This is a genomic window from Porphyrobacter sp. MBR-49 (genome assembly GCF_053628655.1).
Map to the genome: position 1 here is coordinate 120,960 of NZ_JBRJGU010000002.1, position 18,020 is coordinate 138,979.

General features: G+C 61.6%; 19 protein-coding genes. 9 read left to right on the forward strand and 10 right to left on the reverse strand.

Features of this window, described 5'->3' with window-relative positions:
- The 7 genes from ACSSV3_RS02765 to ACSSV3_RS02795 form a co-directional block, all read right to left on the reverse strand.
- Nucleotides 1-819: a crotonase/enoyl-CoA hydratase family protein gene (locus ACSSV3_RS02765; protein ID WP_354325843.1), complete on the reverse strand. Its 819-nt coding sequence runs from the start codon at nucleotides 817-819 to the stop codon at nucleotides 1-3.
- 4 nt (nucleotides 820-823) lie between these two features.
- Complete coding sequence (locus tag ACSSV3_RS02770) at nucleotides 824-1,090, reverse strand: hypothetical protein (protein ID WP_354325845.1); 267 nt, start codon at nucleotides 1,088-1,090, stop codon at nucleotides 824-826.
- The gene (locus ACSSV3_RS02775; protein WP_354325847.1) at nucleotides 1,087-1,503 is read right to left on the reverse strand and encodes a JAB domain-containing protein; all 417 of its coding nucleotides are present in this window, start codon (nucleotides 1,501-1,503) and stop codon (nucleotides 1,087-1,089) included. The genes ACSSV3_RS02770 and ACSSV3_RS02775 overlap by 4 nt, the downstream gene beginning before the upstream one ends.
- A gap of 64 nt (nucleotides 1,504-1,567) precedes the next feature.
- The gene (locus ACSSV3_RS02780) at nucleotides 1,568-2,068 is read right to left on the reverse strand and encodes a hypothetical protein (protein WP_354325850.1); all 501 of its coding nucleotides are present in this window, start codon (nucleotides 2,066-2,068) and stop codon (nucleotides 1,568-1,570) included.
- An 11-nt stretch (nucleotides 2,069-2,079) separates the two neighbouring features.
- Nucleotides 2,080-2,436: a hypothetical protein gene (locus ACSSV3_RS02785; protein ID WP_354325852.1), complete on the reverse strand. Its 357-nt coding sequence runs from the start codon at nucleotides 2,434-2,436 to the stop codon at nucleotides 2,080-2,082.
- Between the two features lie 25 nt (nucleotides 2,437-2,461).
- Nucleotides 2,462-3,064: a hypothetical protein gene (locus ACSSV3_RS02790; protein WP_354325854.1), complete on the reverse strand. Its 603-nt coding sequence runs from the start codon at nucleotides 3,062-3,064 to the stop codon at nucleotides 2,462-2,464.
- A gap of 122 nt (nucleotides 3,065-3,186) precedes the next feature.
- Complete coding sequence (locus tag ACSSV3_RS02795; protein WP_354325856.1) at nucleotides 3,187-4,386, reverse strand: LL-diaminopimelate aminotransferase; 1,200 nt, start codon at nucleotides 4,384-4,386, stop codon at nucleotides 3,187-3,189.
- A 159-nt stretch (nucleotides 4,387-4,545) separates the two neighbouring features.
- On the opposite strand from ACSSV3_RS02795, the gene ACSSV3_RS02800 reads away from it, so the two are divergent.
- From ACSSV3_RS02800 to lptG, 5 genes are all read left to right on the forward strand, one after another.
- On the forward strand, nucleotides 4,546-6,468 hold the full coding sequence (locus ACSSV3_RS02800) for a PHA/PHB synthase family protein (RefSeq protein WP_354325858.1): 1,923 nt from the start codon (nucleotides 4,546-4,548) through the stop codon (nucleotides 6,466-6,468).
- A gap of 125 nt (nucleotides 6,469-6,593) precedes the next feature.
- Nucleotides 6,594-7,403, forward strand: coding sequence for a phasin family protein (locus ACSSV3_RS02805; RefSeq protein ID WP_354325860.1), 810 nt, complete (start codon nucleotides 6,594-6,596; stop codon nucleotides 7,401-7,403).
- A 244-nt stretch (nucleotides 7,404-7,647) separates the two neighbouring features.
- Nucleotides 7,648-7,992 carry an ATP-dependent Clp protease adapter ClpS gene (gene clpS, locus ACSSV3_RS02810; protein WP_454184752.1) on the forward strand — a complete coding sequence of 115 codons (345 nt, stop codon included), beginning with the start codon at nucleotides 7,648-7,650 and terminating at the stop codon, nucleotides 7,990-7,992.
- A gap of 123 nt (nucleotides 7,993-8,115) precedes the next feature.
- Nucleotides 8,116-9,402 carry an LptF/LptG family permease gene (locus ACSSV3_RS02815; RefSeq protein ID WP_354325863.1) on the forward strand — a complete coding sequence of 429 codons (1,287 nt, stop codon included), beginning with the start codon at nucleotides 8,116-8,118 and terminating at the stop codon, nucleotides 9,400-9,402.
- 6 nt (nucleotides 9,403-9,408) lie between these two features.
- Nucleotides 9,409-10,518: an LPS export ABC transporter permease LptG gene (gene lptG / locus ACSSV3_RS02820; protein WP_354325865.1), complete on the forward strand. Its 1,110-nt coding sequence runs from the start codon at nucleotides 9,409-9,411 to the stop codon at nucleotides 10,516-10,518.
- Nucleotides 10,519-10,541: 23 nt separating this feature from the next.
- On the opposite strand, the gene ACSSV3_RS02825 is transcribed toward lptG, so the two are convergent.
- Entirely contained in the window at nucleotides 10,542-11,639 is a 1,098-nt protein-coding gene (locus ACSSV3_RS02825; RefSeq protein WP_354325867.1) for a fatty acid desaturase family protein, read from the reverse strand.
- Between the two features lie 157 nt (nucleotides 11,640-11,796).
- On the opposite strand from ACSSV3_RS02825, the gene ACSSV3_RS02830 reads away from it, so the two are divergent.
- On the forward strand, nucleotides 11,797-12,972 hold the full coding sequence (locus ACSSV3_RS02830) for an N-acetyltransferase (protein WP_354325869.1): 1,176 nt from the start codon (nucleotides 11,797-11,799) through the stop codon (nucleotides 12,970-12,972).
- Between the two features lie 66 nt (nucleotides 12,973-13,038).
- Here ACSSV3_RS02830 and ACSSV3_RS02835 read toward each other — a convergent pair whose 3' ends face one another.
- Nucleotides 13,039-13,647: a superoxide dismutase gene (locus ACSSV3_RS02835; RefSeq protein WP_354325871.1), complete on the reverse strand. Its 609-nt coding sequence runs from the start codon at nucleotides 13,645-13,647 to the stop codon at nucleotides 13,039-13,041.
- Between the two features lie 72 nt (nucleotides 13,648-13,719).
- Nucleotides 13,720-15,006, reverse strand: a complete 1,287-nt coding sequence (locus tag ACSSV3_RS02840; RefSeq protein WP_354325873.1) for a dicarboxylate/amino acid:cation symporter — start codon at nucleotides 15,004-15,006, stop codon at nucleotides 13,720-13,722.
- A 113-nt stretch (nucleotides 15,007-15,119) separates the two neighbouring features.
- Between ACSSV3_RS02840 and glmM the strand changes: the two genes are divergently transcribed.
- The 3 genes from glmM (at nucleotide 15,120) to ACSSV3_RS02855 (ending at nucleotide 17,948) form a co-directional block, all read left to right on the forward strand.
- Nucleotides 15,120-16,457, forward strand: a complete 1,338-nt coding sequence (glmM, locus tag ACSSV3_RS02845) for a phosphoglucosamine mutase (protein ID WP_354325875.1) — start codon at nucleotides 15,120-15,122, stop codon at nucleotides 16,455-16,457.
- 117 nt (nucleotides 16,458-16,574) lie between these two features.
- Nucleotides 16,575-16,799, forward strand: a complete 225-nt coding sequence (locus tag ACSSV3_RS02850) for a DUF1272 domain-containing protein (RefSeq protein WP_354325877.1) — start codon at nucleotides 16,575-16,577, stop codon at nucleotides 16,797-16,799.
- Nucleotides 16,800-16,997: 198 nt separating this feature from the next.
- A complete protein-coding gene (locus tag ACSSV3_RS02855; RefSeq protein WP_354325879.1) occupies nucleotides 16,998-17,948 on the forward strand; it encodes a retropepsin-like aspartic protease in 951 nt (316 codons plus the stop codon).
- Nucleotides 17,949-18,020: the final 72 nt, after the last annotated feature.

Below are 18,020 nucleotides of genomic sequence, written 5' to 3' on the forward strand. Positions count from 1 at the left end.
CTACAAATCCTCGAAATCCGGCTTGCGCTTCTGCATTGCCGCCATCACCGCTTCGACCTGGTTGCGGCTGCGCATGATGCCGTGCTGTTCGATGCTTTCTTCAAGCAGAATGGCATTGGTATCGCGATCGATCATGCCCGCATGCAGCCGCTTGGCCGCGCGGATTGCGTGGGGATTGCGATTGGCAATCTCGCGAGCAATGGTCAGCGCGCGGTCGAGCGGGTTGTCATCGACATGGGTCGCAAGGCCGAGAGCCTGCGCCTCCGCCCCCAAAAATTCGCGGTTGGTATAGATAAGTTCGCGCAGCACATCATCGCGCACCAACCCGCGCCAGAGCGCGAAGCCGCCCATGTCGGGCACCAGCCCCCACTTCATTTCCATGATCGACATCCGCGTTTCCGGGTGGACGATACGGATATCCGCGCCGCTGGCGATCGCCAATCCGCCGCCGAAACATACGCCGTGCACCGCCGCGATCACCGGCACCGGCAGTTTGCGCCACTGCATCGACACCTGCTGGAACTTGTTGGCATTGCCATATGTCCGTTCGGTCAGCGATGGCTCGTCCTCGCTTGGCGTGCGGGTGAAGCTGGCAAGGTCAAGCCCGGCGCAGAACGCCCGGCCCTCACCGCAAAGCACCACTACGCGCAGGCCCTTCATGCGCTGCAATGTGCTGCCCGCTTCGATGATGCGTGCGAACATTTCAGGGTCAAGCGCGTTCATCTTGTCAGGGCGGTTGAGGCGCACCAGCGCAACGCCGTCCTCTCCCAGCGCGATGGAAACCCTGTCGTTGGCGGTCATGGAGGCGGTGGCAGGCATCGGATCAGGCTTCCTTAAAACACTGGTTTGCGGACGGCAGATTGACCGATCCGCTGCCCCAAGTCCAGACTTGCCCCGGTTTAGAGCGGTTTCCGGGATGTTCTGCCAGCCGCCAGATCAGCGCAAATTCGCGCGGGTGCAGGCCGAGCCAGCAATCTTCCGCGCGACCGTCACGGTGGAACAGATCAAGCGTCATGTCCCCTGCTTCACGGAACCGCGGGATGATCTCGTCGCTGCCTTGAAACCGGCCGGCAGACAGGATGGCGTTCACAGCAGCCCTCCTGCGCGCATCGAATAGACTGCCCTGTTGGTGAAAATGAGATGATCGATCAGCGTGATATCGAGCGCGCGGGCGACATCCTGCAATTGCCGTGTGGCGGTCAGATCAGAGCCGCTTGGCTGGCACTGTCCCGAAGGGTGATTATGCGCGAGGATGAGGCCCGATGCGCCCAGCCGCAACGCCTCGCCAAACAGCGCCCGCATCCGCAGCTGCAATGTGCCGAGGCTGCCCATGCCAAAGGCCGCATCGCCCAGAAAGGCGCGCTGCGCATCCACAAAGATCGCATGGCCACGCTCGTGCAGGGCGGGCGGCGTCAACACCACATTGCGCAGGTAGTTGACCATCGCCGATGTGCGCTGCTCGTGCGATGATGCATGGTCATGCGCGGGTGGAGGTGCCAGCATCACCATGGTGCCCACAGTTCCGCCTGCGTGGCCAAAGCATCTGGCATCAGCATACCTGGCGCGATCACAGGCTTGGCCACTGCGCACCGGGCGTCGATGAGCGCCAATCGCGATAGGGGCCGAACTGGCGCGTTCGGGTGACATGGCGGGCGAACCCGGCAAATATCAGCGCCAGCTGGCAATAGGATGGGCCGCTGGCGAGGATCAGATACGCGATCGGGGACACCGTATCGACCAGCCCTTTGACTGCATGTGCGCTGATCGCGACCAGCTGGAAGCCCGCGATCCACAATGGGTAATTGCGGTTGGCTTTCAGCGCCACTGCCACAAACCCGACACCCGCCAACAGATCGATGCCGACATAGAGTGCAGCGTTCGGGCCGAGCGCCGGATTGCCAAGGCCCAGCAGACTGAAGAGATAGACCGGAGCGACCATCGTCGCCACGAATAGTGCGATTAGCCAGCGTTCGGGTGCCGCGCCCCAGCGCCATATCGCCAGTGCCAGCAAGACACTGGCGATATGTTGCGCGTCACCACGGTAAGTGTTGAACAGTTCGAGCATCATAGGGCGCGCACTCAGGCGATGGCCGATTCCGGGCGCAAGGTTTTGGCAGTGGCCGCAGTGGCAACGGCTTCCGGCGGGATGACCGTTTCCGTGCCGGTCTCACCGCCAGCGTGAACCCGGGCGACCTTGCTCAATTCATCGTGGACCCGCAGCAGGTTGGTGGACATTGCCATGGCCTGGCTTTCAGCCTCGGTCAGCCGCATCAGCGCGCGCTGGCCGGTGTGGACTTCGACTTCGGGGTTCTGGCGCGCGGCCAGCATCGCCTGCTTCAAACGGGCCATGGCAATGATCGATTCATCGGCAATCGCCTCGGCTTCACGCACCAGCTTTTTGAGTTGGTGGGCGTCGGACAGGATACGTTCGTTCATCGTGATACTCCGCAGCCGCCGGTGCTCAGCCGGCAACTTGAGGATTTTCCACAGAGACGGCCGCCTTGCCATTCATCGCATCGCTCAGGGCCACGGCTGCGGTCACAGTCAGCACCACGGCGGCAAGGATCCCTGATGCGATCCCCACAATGGCTCCCAGGCGAAGCAGAACGGCATGCTCACCGTCGAGCACTCCGGGGACCACCCTCGGTTCGCCCGGTCTGAGCCACGGCGCCTGTTCAATCAGGGGCATCGCATCGCTCAGAACCAGTTGGCCCGGGTCATCCCGACCGCCCAAATCAGGAAAATCCGTCGCCGCGTTAATCTGAGTTTTTGTGTATGCAGGTTCGCTCAAGGGGGGACGCAAAACTGCATCAGGGCTGCCCCCTAGGTCGTTTCCCTGATCCTCTGGCGACAATGCCGGCCCGCGCGTGGCGCGATAATTTTCGACCAGTTCGCCCAGGCTGCCAGCCTCGTAAACGTCTTTAAGCACGCGGATGTGCTGGTTTATCCGGGTTTCGGATACGCCAAGCTCCTGCGCGATAACCTTGATTGGCACGCGGCGATCAATGCGCTCTATCACTGCGCGCTGCCTGTCGGTCAGCCGCCGTGCGGCTCCGGACAACATGGGGCTCTCCTTCAGCAGTGAATCCCGTTTAACACATTGGGTGACGCAAATCGGTAGGAGATTCTCCTATGTCGCATCAGAATACGTAATGCCTCGTCAGACCTCTGCCTTGCGCCGCGAAATCAGGCCCCCGAACTGTTCACCCCGACTGACTGCAAATAGCGTTTGACGTTGCGCGCCGCCTGCCTGAGCCGCTGTTCGTTTTCGACCATCGCGATTCGGACATAGCCTTCGCCATTTTCACCATAACCCACGCCGGGTGCAACCGCGACTTGTGCCTGGGTGAGCAATTGTTTGGAAAATTCAAGGCTGCCCATACTGCGCAAGGCTGGCGGCAGCGGGGCCCAGGCGAACATTGATGCAGGCGGCGCGGGAATATCCCAGCCCGCGCGGCCGAAGGCTTCGACCATCACATCGCGCCGCTTGCGGTAAAGCTCGCGGTTGGTTTCAACAATGTCCTGCGGGCCATTCAACGCCGCGCAAGCCGCCGCCTGAACCGGGGTGAAAGAGCCGTAGTCGAGATAGGATTTTACCCGCGTCAGCGCCGCGATTAGCTGTTTGTTGCCGACCGCAAAGCCCATCCGCCAGCCTGCCATCGAATAGGTCTTGCTCATGCTGGTAAACTCAATCGCGACATCCATCGCGCCCGGCACCTGCATGATCGACGGAGTTGGCTTGCCATCGTAATAAAGCTCGGAATAGGCAAGGTCTGACACGACCCAGACCTGATTTTCCTTCGCCCAGGCGACCAGCCGTTCGTAGAACGCCAGATCGACCACCTCGGCGGTGGGGTTCGACGGGTAACTCACCACCAGCACGCTGGGGCGCGGCACGGTGAAGTTCATCGCCCGTTCTAACGAGATCCAGTATTCCTCGTCAGGGGTGGTCGGCACCGACCGGATCGTTGCGCCCGCGATGATGAACCCGAAAGTGTGGATCGGATAGGACGGGTTGGGTGCCAGCACCACATCACCCGGCGCGATGATCGCGGTGGCGAGGCTCGACAGCCCCTCCTTCGATCCCATCGTCACCACCACTTCGCTTTCGGGATCAAGTTCGACCCCGAACCGCCGGGCATAATATCCCGCCTGCGCGCGGCGCAGTCCGGGAATGCCCTTGGACTGCGAATAGCCATGCGCATTGGGCTTGGCCGCAACCTCGCACAGCTTGTCGATGACGTGCTGCGGCGGGGGTTGATCAGGGTTGCCCATGCCCAGATCGATGATGTCCTGCCCGGCCAGCCGCGCGGCATGACGCATGGCGTTGACCTCCGCGATCACATAGGGGGGCATTCGCTTCATCCGATAGAATTGATCATTCATCGCCTGTCATCACCTTGTCTCGGGCGGGATTGAGTGGGCAACACGCCAATTTCCTCCTAGGCTAATATCTCGGCCAGTGGGAAGGCGTTTTCGGCAATTGCCGCGCGCCCGGATTGGCGGCACTATATAACGCGCGTCGGACAAGGGACAGTTCAGGCTATGGCAGACGATAACAACCCGATGGCTGGTGCAGGCGAAAGCCTCAAGGGGTTCTTCGACATGCAAGGCAATGCCATGCGTGAAATGATGTCCGGCAAAGGGATCGAATCGCTGTTGCCGCAGGGGATCGATGCGGGGGAGCTGGGCGAATGGGCCAGCGCCAGCGCGCAATTGCAGCAGCTATGGCTCGATTTCGCGACGCATCAGGCGCAGGCTGCAGCCACCAAAGCAGCCAAGGGCACGAATGCGCTTGATCCGGCGCAATGGCTGGTGCTTTCGCAAAGCATGCTGGGCCAACTGCCCAAGGGGCTGTTTGATGCCCAGGCCCGGCTAGCGCAGGATTCGCTGAAATTGTGGTCCGGCGTGATGGAACGGTTTGTCGCCGGGATCGGAGCAGGCGTGACCGGGGGCGACAAGGCACCCGAAGCGCCCGATCCTGCCGCGCTGCCCAAAAGCGACCGCCGCTTTGCCGATCCCGCGTGGCGCGAACACCCGGCCTTCCTGCTGCTGCACCAGACCTATCTGCTGCTGGCCGATTACTTCCGCCAATCGGTCAAGGGCATGGATGGGCTTGATCGCGCCAAGCGCCAGCAACTCGAATTCGCGGTCAGCGCGCTGACCGAAGCGATGAGCCCGGACAATTTCGTGGCGCTGAACCCGGTGGTGATGAAGCGCACCGTCGAAACCCGCGGGCAAAATCTGGTGCGCGGGATGCAGCACCTGATCAACGACATGAAGCGCGGGCAGTTGACCCACACTGATCCCGACGCGTTCCGGTTGGGCGAAAACCTCGCCGCGACGCCGGGCAAGGTGGTGCATGAAACCCCGCTATATCAGCTGATCCAGTATAGTCCGACCACCGAAACCGTGCTCGAAGTGCCGCTGATCATCTTCCCGCCGTGGATCAACCGGTTCTATATCCTCGATCTGACCCCGAAAAAAAGCTTCATCAAATGGGCGGTCGATCAGGGGCTCAGCGTGTTCGTGGTCAGCTGGAAATCGGCCGACGAAAGCATGGCCGATGTGGTGTGGGATGATTACATCCGCGCCCAGATCGATGCGATCGACCATGTTCGCGCGCGGCTGGGCGTGCCCCACGTCCACACCATCGGTTACTGTGTCGCGGGCACCACGCTGGCGGCGACGCTGGCGATCCTGTCCCGCCGGGGCGAGGCCGATAAGGTCAAGAGCGCGACCTTCTTCACCGCGCAGGTCGATTTCGAAAAGAGCGGCGACCTGAAAAACTTCATCGATGATGGCCAGTTGGAGATGATCGGGCAGTTGTCGTCACAACAAGGCTATCTCGATGGGCGCTATCTGGCCGCCGCGTTCAATGCGCTGCGCGGGCGCGATCTGATCTGGAATTATGTCGTCAACAATTACTTGCTCGGCGAAGATTACCCGGCCTTCGACCTGCTGCACTGGAACGGCGACGTTACCAACCTGCCCGCCAAGTGGCACAATGATTACCTGCGCGACCTCTACCGCGACAACAAGCTGGTGGTGCCCGATGCGTTGCAAGCCGATGGCACACCGATTGATCTGACGCAGGTGGCAACGCCCAGCTTTGTGCAGGCCGGGCGCGAAGATCACATTGCGCCGGCGGAAAGCGTGTGGCGGATCACGCAGCACTTTACCGGCCCGCTGGAATTTCTGCTGGCCGGATCAGGCCACATTGCAGGCGTGGTCAATCCTCCGGCTGCGGGCAAGTATCAATATTGGGTGGGCAACAGCGCGGCGCCATCGCTCAAAGCCTTTGTCGAAAGCGCCACCGAACACCCCGGCAGCTGGTGGCCACACTGGCTCGAATGGTTGCACCGCCAGTCCGACACGCGCGTCCCGGCCAAAGGCAAACGCGCGCCCGGCGGCAAGGGCGATGTGGTAATCGAGGATGCTCCGGGACGCTACGTCAAGACGCGTTGAGCGGGGGATTTTCGAATTATCGCATAACTTCAATGATATAAAGCAATATTGTGCACTGCACAAAAATGCTTGACTTCGCAGTTGCAATCGCTATTTTGTGCAGTGCAACATGAAGCGAGGTCATCATGTCCGAAGTTAAAACCACTGCCGCTGAAGCCACCGCCCCGATCGCCAAGATCGATGCCGCTGCGGAAAAAGCCTATGCCGAAGCATCGGCCAAGGTTGTAGCCGCACCGAAGGCTGTAGCCGCGCCCGCCGCCAATGTGGCAAAGGCTGCCCCGGCCGCAACGAAAACCGCAGCGCCGAAGAAGAAAGCCCCGCTCGCCAAAAAGGCAGCCGTGGCCAAGACACCCGCTGCCAAGACCGTCAAGAAGACGGCAACTGCCAAGCCCACGGTCAAGAAGCCCGTGCTGGCCAAGAAGGCTGTCCGCAATGCCGGCAAGCCTGCCGCCGCGCCCAAGACCAACCCTGTCATCAAATTAAAGGATACCATCATGACCACTGCCAAGAACACCGACATCGCCGCCACCGCCAAGGAAGTCATCGCTGACGTCCAGACCCGTGCAAAGACTGCCTATGCCAAGACCACCGTTCTGGCTGCCGAAGCTGGCGAATTCAGCAAGGCGAACGTCGATGCCGTCGTCGAAAGCGGTAAGATCTTCTTCGCTGGCGCACAGGACATTGTCCGCAGCGACATCGAAACCGGCAAGACCGTGATCGAAACCGTCACCGAAGACGTCAAGAAGGTTGCGGCCATCAAGTCGCCGACCGAACTGATGCAGCTGCAGGGCGAAATCGCCCGTCGCAACTTCGATGCTCTGGTCTCGTTCGGCTCGAAGCGCACCGAAGCCTGGGTGAAGCTCTACAACGATGCTTTCGCTCCGATTTCGAACCGCGCCAGCGTCGCCGCCGAGAAGATCTCGAAGGCTGCCTAAGCACACAAGTTTCTGAACCGGGCCTCTCTCCTCTCTCCCAATCCCGGTTTACGAAAGCGCGCTGAAAAGCGCCGGGCCGGACAGACCTGCGGGTTTGTCCGGCCTTTTCTTTGTCTCTGGCCCACACACGCACAGCAAGCGCTTGCGAATGGGGCCGCATATCCCATAATGGGGGCTCATGCCGATCCAGCGACCACCTGCCCTGCCCGCACTTGCCGCGCTGCCCCTGCGGCGCGTGGATCGCGTGTGCGCGGGCGATGAAGACGGCGGCAAGGACGATGAAGGCAGCGGCGATAGCCAGATCGGCGTCGCCACCAAGACCCGCGCCAAGCCCAAAAAGCCGAACCAGTACAAAGTGCTGATGCTGAATGATGACTACACCCCGATGGAATTCGTGGTGCTGGTGCTCAAACGCTTTTTCAGCATGGATCTGGAACAGGCCACCCGCGTGATGCTCCACGTGCACCAGCGCGGGGTCGGCGTGTGCGGGATTTTCCCTTATGAAATCGCCGAAACCAAGGTCAATCAGGTGATGGATTTCGCCAAGCAGAACCAGCACCCGCTGCAATGCACGCTTGAGAAAGCGTGAGACGGCCGATCGGGCGGGGTTGGCGGTGGCCGGGTCATCTTGTTCAATTGCGGGCCGTTCGGCGGCTGTTACGGCAACCGGAATTGGGGGCATGACGCGCGAGCCCGAAGGCGCTAGGGCGTTATGGCCTTCGCGCAATCGACGGAACCGCACTTGCACAATCTGATCCCCAGCGTTGACCGGTATATCCTGCGGCTTACCATTATGCCGATGCTGGGAGTGTTCGCGCTGGCCGCCTCGTTGTTGCTGCTCGACAAGATGCTGCGCCTGTTCGATTTCGTCGCGGTTGAAGGCGGGCCGGTGGCGGTGGTGTTCAAGATGCTGGGGGCGCTGATCCCCGAATATGCCAGCCTTGCCATTCCGCTGGGCCTGCTGCTGGGCGTGTTGCTTGCCTTCCGCAAACTCGCCACCTCATCCGAACTGGACACGATGCGCGCGGTCGGGCTGTCGTATAACCGCCTGCTCAGGATGCCCTATGCCATCACGCTGGTGCTGGTTGCGATCAATGTGGCGCTGGTGTTCTATATCCAGCCGATCAGCCGCTATTATTACGAACAGATGGATTACGAACTGCGATCAGGCGCGCTGGGTGCCTCGATCAAGGTCGGGGAATTCACCACCCTTGCTGACCGTATGGCCTTGCGGATCGAAGCGAGCGAGGACGATGGACGGCGGCTGATCGGCATTTTCGCGCGCGTCGCCAACAACAAAGGTCAGGTGCTGTCGATCAGCGCGCGCGAAGGGGCGTTCCTTGCCACGCGTGACAACCCCGACACGATCATCCTGCGGCTGACCGAAGGCACGATCATCCAGGACACCACCATGCAGAAAGGCGGCGGCAACACGCCGCGCGTGCTGTCGTTCAGCCGTCACGATCTGCCGATTGATCTGCCCGCGATCGAGCAATTTCGTGATCGCGGCGATGCGACCCGCGAATATATCCTGCCCGAACTGCTCAGCATCGGCTGGAGCGACAAAAGCCCCACGCAGGTACGCGATGCCAGCCTTGCCAGCTTTAATTTCCGGCTGGTCGAAATCGTGATGATGTTCCTGATGCCGCTGCTGGCGGTGGCGCTGGCAATCCCGCCCAAACGATCGACCAGCGCGCTCGGCGTGTTCGTTTCGATCGTGATGGTGGTCGCCTATCACAAGGTCAATCAATACGGCGAAGATGTAGCCGCGCTGGGCCGGCTGGATCCGGTGCTGGCGCTGTGGGTGCCGTTCGCGCTGTTCGCCGCGCTGATCATCTGGATGTATTACCGTGTTGCCTATGTGCCTGGTGGACAGGCGATTGGCACGCTGGAAACGGCATTCGCCAAACTGTCGAAGCGGGTGGGCAAGCTGTTCGGGCGCCGCACCCAGCGCGCCTATCGTCCCGCGCCCGGAACGGCAGCGGCCCCGGCAGAATAGGGACATATGCAGCTCGATTTCTTCCCTTCGCGCACGCTGACGCTGTATCTTGCGAAAATGTTCGTGGTGCGCATTGTCGCGGTGCTGGTCATGCTGGTGCTGGTGCTGCTGGCGCTTGATCTGCTGTCGGCGACCGGCAAGATCCTTGAAGCTGCGGGCAATGGGCAGGCCGAAATCATGCGTTATGCCGGATTGCGCCTGCCGCAGCTCGTTTCGCGGTTTTTGCCCTATTCGGTGCTGCTGGCGACGCTGATCACGCTCGTCACCCTCAATCAGAACAGCGAAGTGGTGGCGATGAAGGCGGCGGGGCTTTCCGCGCATCAGGTATTGTTCCCGCTGCTGTTGACGGCGGCGGTGGTATCGCTGCTCAGCTTCGCCTTCAACGAACGCGTCGTCACCCGCGCCAATGCCAGCCTCAAGGCGTGGGAGTCGGTGCAATATGGCCCGATCCCGGCCACCGGTGCGGGGGCCAAAGGCGTGCGAACGAACGTCTATTTTACCGACGGCCCCAACATCCTGTCTGCTGCCACGCTGATGGGGACAGGCGATGATATCGTGCTGTCGAACGTCACCTGGTACGAACGCACGCCGAGCGGGATCATCCGGCAGCAGGTGCGCAGCGCCCGTGCGACCTATGCTGCGCCCGGCTGGCGGCTGGAACAGCCCCAACGGTTCGATGTCGCCGGCGCGATCAGCGAAACGCTGCCGCCACAGGTGGTGGGCGAAGGCCTCACTCCAGACCGGATCATGCTGCAATCGGTCGATCCCGATGCGCAAAGCTTCTGGGAACTCGGCGCCACTATTGATGCGTTCGATGCCGCCGGGCGCAATACTGATGAAATGCGAGCCAAATGGTGGCACCGCCTGTCGGGGCCGCTATCCGCGCTGTTGATGCCGCTGCTCGGCTCGATTGCGGCGTTCGGGCTGGCGCGATCAGGCCAGCTGTTCGTGCGCGCGATCATCGGGATGGCGCTGGGCTTTGCCTATTTTGTGGTCGATAATGCCGCCCTGGCGATGGGCAGCTTTGGCGGTTATCCGCCGCTGCTGGCCGCATGGGCGCCGTTCTTCCTGTTCCTGCTGCTGGGCGAAACGGTGCTGATCCGGACTGAGGAATAGGCTCAGGCGAGCCGCAGTCTATCTCAGCCCCGCGTCCCCATCGTGCTGCGCGCAATCCGCGCCACCAGCACCAGCATCCCCGGATGGTTTGCGCCTTCATAAGTCGATCCGCTGCCCAATTCACGCGCGAGCCGCCGATGTGCTTCGGGCAGGTCGTGATAGGGCATTGACGGCATCAGGTGATGCAACGCGTGATAGCGCAGGCCCACCGGCGCCCACAGCTCAGCCGCGATCCCCGGCGGCGGCACATTGACCGAATCGAGGAACTGCGCGGTCACTGTCATCGGTTCGCCCTCGTTCTCCCACAGATGCGCGACCAGCGTGCGCAACTGGTTGAGCACTGCGGTCAGCGATAGCACCGCAAACGCGATGGCAAGCGGCTGCCAGCCGATCACGAAGACGCTGGCGATCAGCGCATAGGCCCAGATGAATGCGCCGAATTCCTGCCAGCGCACAAGCCGGGCAAAATCGCCTTCTGGCGGCCTGCGGCGGAAATCGGGGTTGATCGACAGCGAGGAAAAGCGCTGCCAGGTGAAGCGCCGCACCGCCGGGATCACCGCGCCCAGCGGCACCAGCACCGCAAACCGCACCAGCAGCGCAACCGGCGCAAGCAGCGCCACCAGCACAAACAGCGGCAGGCTCCACGGTTTCATCAACGCCAGCGGCAGATACTCGGGGTCTTCGATGGTGCCATATTGCGTGCGCTTGTGGTGGATGGTGTGCACGCCTTCGTACATGAAGCTTGGCGTCAGCAGCGGGATGCCAACCAGCAGGTTCCACGCCATGCGGAAGCCCGGCAGCGCATCGCGGTGGATATGGGTGAGTTCGTGAATGAACAGCAGCGCACGATACATCGCCAATGCGGCGATTAGCCCGGCGGCGACCTGCACCGGCACGTTTCCGCTCACAATCGCTACCGCAATCCCGGCATAACCAATGCCTGCCGAAACCAGCATATCAGCCCAGTAAATCCCCGGTTTTGCCTCCCCCAACCCCTTGGTCAGGTCGCGCGCGGCGCGCAGCATCGCCTTGTCATCGCTGGCCATGAATTGGCTGCGGGTCGCACGCGGGGGCGAAAGCGCATCGGGGCGGGCGGGATCAATCGTCTGGTGCACAGTCATTTACGGGTCATTTTCTGCAAAAATCTGAGGTTCGCCCTACTCCAATTCCGGGGGTAAGCCAAACGAGGGTTATCGGTAAGAGTGATCGATAGGCTTGCGTCAATCACGCAGGCGCGACACAGACGCATTGATCAAAAACAACCATGGGAACTGCGGTGTGACGGATGCAGCAAAGCGCAGGGCAGAAATAAGCATCGAGCCGGTTTCCGGCAAGCGCGGGCGCGCCGATTTTGTCGATCTGGGCCGGGCCTTTTCCGCGCGGCTGGAACATTTCGTGCCGCAAATCCGTTCCGAACAGCTTGAACTGATCGATCCTGACAAGAACCCGTTTTTCGGCCATGCGCGGGTGCAATTGTTCATCGCGCGGCGCGGCGGCCAGCCGGTCGGGCGGATTTCGGCGCATATTGATGAACTCGCGCTCGCCATGCCTGCCGAACAGGGGTTTGGCCCCGGCACCGGGTTTTTCGGCTATTTCGATGCGGAGGACGAAGACGCGGCGCGCGCGCTGCTGGCCGCGGCAGAGGCATGGCTGGTGGGCGAAGGGATGCACCGCGTGCTCGGCCCGATCTCGCTTTCGGTCTGGGAAGAACCGGGCCTGTTGATCAGTGGCCAGGATCACCCGCCGATGATCATGATGGGACACCACCCGGCGCATTATGCAGGCTGGATCGAGACGGCGGGTTATGCCCGCGAAAAGACGCTTTACACCTATGATCTCGATATCACCCGCGATTCCCCCCCCTTGATCCGGCGGATTGTGCAATCGGGGCACAAGAACGCGCGCATCAATATCCGCCGGGTCGAAAAAAGCCGCTGGGACGAGGAAGTCGCCACCGTGCTGATGATCCTCAATGATGCGTGGTCGCACAATTGGGGGTTTGTCCCCTTCACCCCGGCAGAAGTCGCCTATGCCGGTAAAAAGCTACGCCCGATCATTCACGAAGAACTGAACATGATCGCCGAACTCGATGGCCGCCCGGTGGCGTTCATGCTGACCTTTCCCGATGTGAATGATGCGCTGACGAAAATCGGCGGAAAACTGTTCCCGTTTGGCTGGATCCACATGCTGCGCTGGCTGAGGCACCCCAAGGGCGCAGGCATGCGGGTGCCGTTGATGGGCGTGCTCAAGGAACTACACAACAGCCGCCTTGCCAGCCAGCTTGCCTTCATGATGATCGAGGCGATCCGCGCCGAGGCGAACACCACGTTTCAATCGACCCGCGGCGAGATCGGCTGGATCCTTGACGACAATCAGGGAATGATCGCCATCGCCGATACGATCCAGAGCAAGATCAACCGCGAATATGCGGTCTATGCGCGCGCGCTTGCCTGACAGGCGCCAAACAAAAGGCCCGCCGCATCGCTGCAGGCGGGCCTTCCAATCGACTTGCTATCAATATCAGGCGTAAGTCCACACCTGACCGCGCGCGAGGTTTTCGCTCGCAAATGCCCAGTTGAGCTTGGTTTCAACCACCGCATCGAGATAGGCTGGACGCTTGTTCTGGTGATCGAGGTAATAGGCGTGTTCCCACACGTCGAGCACCAGCAGCGGGTTAAAGCCGCTATCGGCCAGCGTGTCGGCATCGTGGGTTTCCTCGATGCTGAGCTTGCCGTCCTTTTCCGCCAGCCACACCCAGCCGCTGGCAAAGTGGCCAAGCCCGCGATCCTTCAACTGCTGTTTCAGCGCATCGACCGATCCGAACGCCGCATCGATTTTGGCGGCGAGGTCAGCCGAAGGTGCGGTGGTCGCAGGGGCCATCGAATGCCAGTAGAACGCGTGGTTCCATGACTGCGCTGCATTGTTGAACAGGCCCTGATTGCTACCGCGCGAAGCCGCGATGATCGCTTCGAGCGAGGCATCGGCGTGCGGCGTGCCTTCGATCGCGGCGTTCATCTTGTCGACATAGGTCTGATGGTGCTTGCCGTAGTGAAACGACAGCGTCTCAGCCGAAATCGCCGGTGCCAGCGCGGTATCGGGATAGGGAAGCGGGGAAAGTGCGAAAGCCATGGTGTCCTCCAGAAGCAGGTTGGGTGAATCGGATGGTTGCATTAACGCAGATGTGGTCGAAGGGTTCCAGCTTCAAGGCGAAGATTTTTCAAGCGTGTGCACGCTGCGGTCAACCGCGCTGGTCACTGCCACGTTCATGGTGACATTGCCCAGCGTGCGCATCAAGTCAGGCAGCATCTCGACCGCCACCAGCAATGCCAGCGGTTCCACCGGCACGCCCATGGCCAGTGCAATCGGGCCGATCGACACGACAAAGCTGATCGATCCGGGCAGGCTGACAGCGGAAAGGCTGATCACGCTGGCGATCAGCACCCCGGCAATCGCAATTGCCCACGGCACCTCGATCCCTGCAAGCGCGGCGATGTAATAGACCACCGCGAGGTTCATCGCCGCACTGGTCGCGCGGAATATCACCACCGAAAGCGGCAGCACGAATTCGGCCGTGGAGGCCCGCAGCCCCAGCCGCCCGGCGCTATCAAGCATCGCGGGCAGGCTGGCGAGCGAGCTTTGCGTGGACAGCGCCACCGCCTGCGCGGGCAACACCGCACTGGCAAAGCGCGCGCCTGTCCGCCCCAGCCCCATCGCAATCGCATAGGCCAGCGCCAGAATGAAGGCGCCCATCAACGTCACCGTCAGCACATAATGCCCCAGCGTCGCAAACGCCCCGCTGCCGCTCTTCACGCCCACCCCGAACGCCAGCGCGAACACCCCGATCGGCGCAATCGCCAGCACCCAGCCGATAATCAGCAGCATGACATTGCCGAGCGCGTGGAAGAACCCCAGCAGCCGGTCGCCCTGATCGGCGGGCAGGCGGGTGATCGCGACGGCAAACATCACGAAGAACAGCGTCAGCGGCAGCATCGCGGTTTCGGCGGCGGCGGCAATGATGTTGGGCGACACCAGCGATGCGGCAAAATCGAACACGCCCGGCACCGCGCCGACATTGTCCGGGGTCTGCGCCAAAAGCGCGCTCGCCCCCTGCGGCACCGGAAACGCCCTGAGCAGGGCCGGCATCGCAACCGACGCGAACGCGCCGCCCGCCAATTGCACCCCGATCATGATCAGCAGCATCCGCCGCGCCGCCGTGCCGACCCGCGCGGCCATGATCATTTGCACCAGCCCCAGCACCAGCAGCGCCGCAACCAGCGGAATGATCGTCATCTGAAGCGCGCGCAGCCACAGCCCGCCGACCAATGCGGCAAAGTCCTGCACCGCCTGCGGCACATCCAGCGCCGCCCCGGCAATACCCGCCACCAGGCCAGCAATCAGCGCGGCAAAGGTCAGCGCCACCGGCAGGCGGATCGATACCAGCGCGAACTTGCCCCCCGCGCCGGAACCGTTGTTTTCACTCTCCAGCAATCTCGTATCCTTTGTCTGGGCGGCTCGCCCTTCGCTCTTGGGTCTAGACCGTGGGCGATAACCGCGCCAGAAGCGCGATACAATCATGTGAGTGGGGCGGAGTAGGCAAATTCATGACACGCAAGCTGTTCGGAACCGACGGAATCAGGGGTCGCACCAATGCCGGCGTGATGACCGCTGCCACCGCGATGCGGGTGGGCCAGGCGGCGGGCACCTATTTCGTGCGCGGCGGGCACCGGCACCGGGTGGTGATCGGCAAGGACACGCGCCTGTCGGGCTATATGATGGAAAGCGCGCTGGTGGCGGGGTTCACCAGTGTCGGGATGGACGTGATCATGACCGGGCCGCTGCCCACCCCCGCGATTGCGCTGCTCACCCGCGAAATGCGCGCCGATCTGGGCGTGATGATCTCTGCCAGCCACAACCTGTTTGCCGATAACGGGATCAAGCTGTTCGGCCCCGATGGGTTCAAGCTGTCCGACGAGGCCGAGGCCGAGATCGAGCGGCTGATGCAGGGCGAGGTCGAACTCGCGCCCGCCGAGGGCATCGGCCGCGCGCGGCGGATCGATGATGCACGCGGGCGCTATATCCACGCGGTCAAGCGGTCGATCGCGTCAGAAATCCGCTTCGATGGCCTCAAGGTGGTGGTCGATTGCGCCAATGGCGCGGCCTATCAGGTCGCCCCGTCGGCGATCTGGGAACTGGGCGCGGACGTGGTGACGCTGGGGGTCAGTCCCAATGGCACCAACATCAACGACGGCGTGGGGTCGACCGCGATTGCTGCATTGCAGGCCAGGGTGGTCGAGGAACACGCGGATATCGGGATCGCGCTGGACGGCGATGCCGACCGGCTGATCGTAGTCGATGAAAAGGGCCGCGCGGTCGATGGCGATCAGATCATGGCGCTGATCGCCACCCGGATGCACGACAAGGGCGCGCTCACCGGCGGCGGAATTGTGGCGACGGTGATGAGCAACCTCGGGCTCGAACGCTATCTGGCGGGGCGCGGGTTGACGCTGGCCCGCACCAAGGTGGGCGATCGCTATGTGCTCGAAGCGATGAAGGCGGGCGGGTTCAATGTTGGCGGGGAACAATCGGGTCACATGATCCTGCTCGATCACGCCACCACCGGCGATGGCACCGTGGCGGCGCTGCGGGTGCTGGCGAGCCTGGTGCGATCCGGCAGGCCGGCGAGCGAGCTGCTCCACGTGTTCGATCCGGTGCCGCAATTGCTCAAGAACGTGCGCTTTGACGGCGGCAGGCCGCTGGACGATGCGCGGGTCAAGGCGGTGATCGCCGATGCCGAAACGCAGCTGGCCGGTCGGGGCCGGTTGGTGATCCGCCCTTCAGGTACCGAACCCGTCATCCGCGTCATGGCCGAAGGCGATGACCGCGCCGAGGTGGAACAGGTGGTCGACGCCATCTGCGAAGCCGTGCGCGCGGCGGTTTAGCGAAAAATCCGTTCGTGCTGAGCTTGTCGAAGCATCGCACTTTCTTCTTTCCGCACCTCAAAAAGGAAATACAGCCCTTCGACAAGCTCAGGGTGAACGGGATGGGAGTTACTGACAATGCTCGAAATGCGCCCCGATTGCGAACGCTGCGGAACCGGCCTTGCCGCCGACGCCCCCGGCGCGTTCATCTGCAGCTTCGAATGCACCTTCTGCGCCGAATGTGCAGATAGCCTGGATGACCGCTGCCCCAATTGCGGCGGCGAGCTGATGGACAGGCCGACACGGGCCAAAGCGCTCCACGCGAAGTTTCCGCCGAGCACGGAGCGCAAGTTCAAGGGGTGAGCGCGAGAGGCGGGGTCCGCTTTGGCAAGGCTTTGGAAAAAAGCTGCCATTCGGGAAACGACCCCATTCCGGTCGCTTCGAACAGCATTAAGCGACAGCCCTGCAGCAGATCGGGTTGGACGATGATGGGAACAACCGCACGCACAGTGCGATACGTATTCAACGAATGCGCGGACTCGTAAAGAAGGAGCCAATCAGATGTATGTCGTTGCTCAGCGTAAGCTGCTTAGCAGGTTGGTGATTGCCGTTTCGATTGCGTTGCAGAGCATAGCTTTGTCACCGGCAAGCGCTCAGCAGCAAAATGTGCAACGAGCAGAGGATAAGAGCAAAGACAGCCGGTCCTTTTCATTCTTGCATGGAGAGGTTGGCCCGAGGGCAACAACCTATGACGATTCACAACGGGTCATCTTGGTTGAAGCGAAAGTCGCAGAGACGAAAGTCTGGGCAGTAATTGACACAGGCAGCGAAGGCACTGTGGTGGATAGTGCGCTTGCTCGCAACCTGGGTTTGAGCCTGACGCCAATGCCGGGCCGGGCATTGTCCCCAAATGGTGACCGCCTTCCGCTTGAACGTGTGGATCAAGTCAGCATCGAATTGAAAGATCAATTCGTCATCGCTGGTCCCTCGCTGGCTTTGGATCTGACAGCAATCTCGAAACGTCTAAATCGGCAGATCGGCCTTCTGGTCGGAATGGATGTTATCGGCAGCCTTTCGATGGTCGTGAATGGTCCGAAGAAGGAGATCATGTTTGTTGCGCCTGGGACAGTCAGGCCGAATTCCAGCAAACTTGTCGAGCTGCCACTGACAGACGGGCTGATCTCTGGATCAGTCGCCGGCAAGACCGCTCAAGTCGGGGTTGACTTGGGAAGCGCGAGCCCAGCAACCATCCGTCGCACCTTTTGCGATAATGTTTTCGACGGCTGTCCTTCGGTCCCGGTTGGAACGTCGGTCGATATAGCAGGATCCGACAGCGCAATAGAGGGTGTGAGGCAAGTCGAATTCTCTTTGCCAGGTGCATCAGGACCAATCGATATGGTCGTCCAAGAATTCACGGGGAGTGCAGACGTTCAAATCGGATACCCCTTTTTCCGGGATAACTTCACCGTGTTCGATTACGCGAATGAGAGAATAACCGTCATCTTCCGCTAGCAAGCTACTTAGGAAAGCAGCCTTTCAGCAAACCACCCACAACCGGCCGTTCCCAACAACGCGCGCCATCCC

What these genes read in the sequence shown, in the direction of transcription:
- ACSSV3_RS02815 (WP_354325863.1), top strand. Translation starts at nt 8,116, where the DNA reads ATGGCCTTCGCGCAATCGACGGAACCGCACTTGCACAATCTGATCCCC.
- ACSSV3_RS02800 (WP_354325858.1), top strand. Translation starts at nt 4,546, where the DNA reads ATGGCAGACGATAACAACCCGATGGCTGGTGCAGGCGAAAGCCTCAAG.
- ACSSV3_RS02855 (WP_354325879.1), top strand. Translation starts at nt 16,998, where the DNA reads ATGTATGTCGTTGCTCAGCGTAAGCTGCTTAGCAGGTTGGTGATTGCC.
- lptG (WP_354325865.1), top strand. Translation starts at nt 9,409, where the DNA reads ATGCAGCTCGATTTCTTCCCTTCGCGCACGCTGACGCTGTATCTTGCG.
- ACSSV3_RS02835 (WP_354325871.1), bottom strand. Translation starts at nt 13,647, where the DNA reads ATGGCTTTCGCACTTTCCCCGCTTCCCTATCCCGATACCGCGCTGGCA.
- ACSSV3_RS02850 (WP_354325877.1), top strand. Translation starts at nt 16,575, where the DNA reads ATGCTCGAAATGCGCCCCGATTGCGAACGCTGCGGAACCGGCCTTGCC.
- ACSSV3_RS02765 (WP_354325843.1), bottom strand. Translation starts at nt 819, where the DNA reads ATGCCTGCCACCGCCTCCATGACCGCCAACGACAGGGTTTCCATCGCG.
- ACSSV3_RS02775 (WP_354325847.1), bottom strand. Translation starts at nt 1,503, where the DNA reads ATGCTGGCACCTCCACCCGCGCATGACCATGCATCATCGCACGAGCAG.
- ACSSV3_RS02795 (WP_354325856.1), bottom strand. Translation starts at nt 4,386, where the DNA reads ATGAATGATCAATTCTATCGGATGAAGCGAATGCCCCCCTATGTGATC.
- ACSSV3_RS02805 (WP_354325860.1), top strand. Translation starts at nt 6,594, where the DNA reads ATGTCCGAAGTTAAAACCACTGCCGCTGAAGCCACCGCCCCGATCGCC.
- ACSSV3_RS02790 (WP_354325854.1), bottom strand. Translation starts at nt 3,064, where the DNA reads ATGTTGTCCGGAGCCGCACGGCGGCTGACCGACAGGCAGCGCGCAGTG.
- glmM (WP_354325875.1), top strand. Translation starts at nt 15,120, where the DNA reads ATGACACGCAAGCTGTTCGGAACCGACGGAATCAGGGGTCGCACCAAT.
- ACSSV3_RS02780 (WP_354325850.1), bottom strand. Translation starts at nt 2,068, where the DNA reads ATGATGCTCGAACTGTTCAACACTTACCGTGGTGACGCGCAACATATC.
- ACSSV3_RS02825 (WP_354325867.1), bottom strand. Translation starts at nt 11,639, where the DNA reads ATGACTGTGCACCAGACGATTGATCCCGCCCGCCCCGATGCGCTTTCG.
- ACSSV3_RS02785 (WP_354325852.1), bottom strand. Translation starts at nt 2,436, where the DNA reads ATGAACGAACGTATCCTGTCCGACGCCCACCAACTCAAAAAGCTGGTG.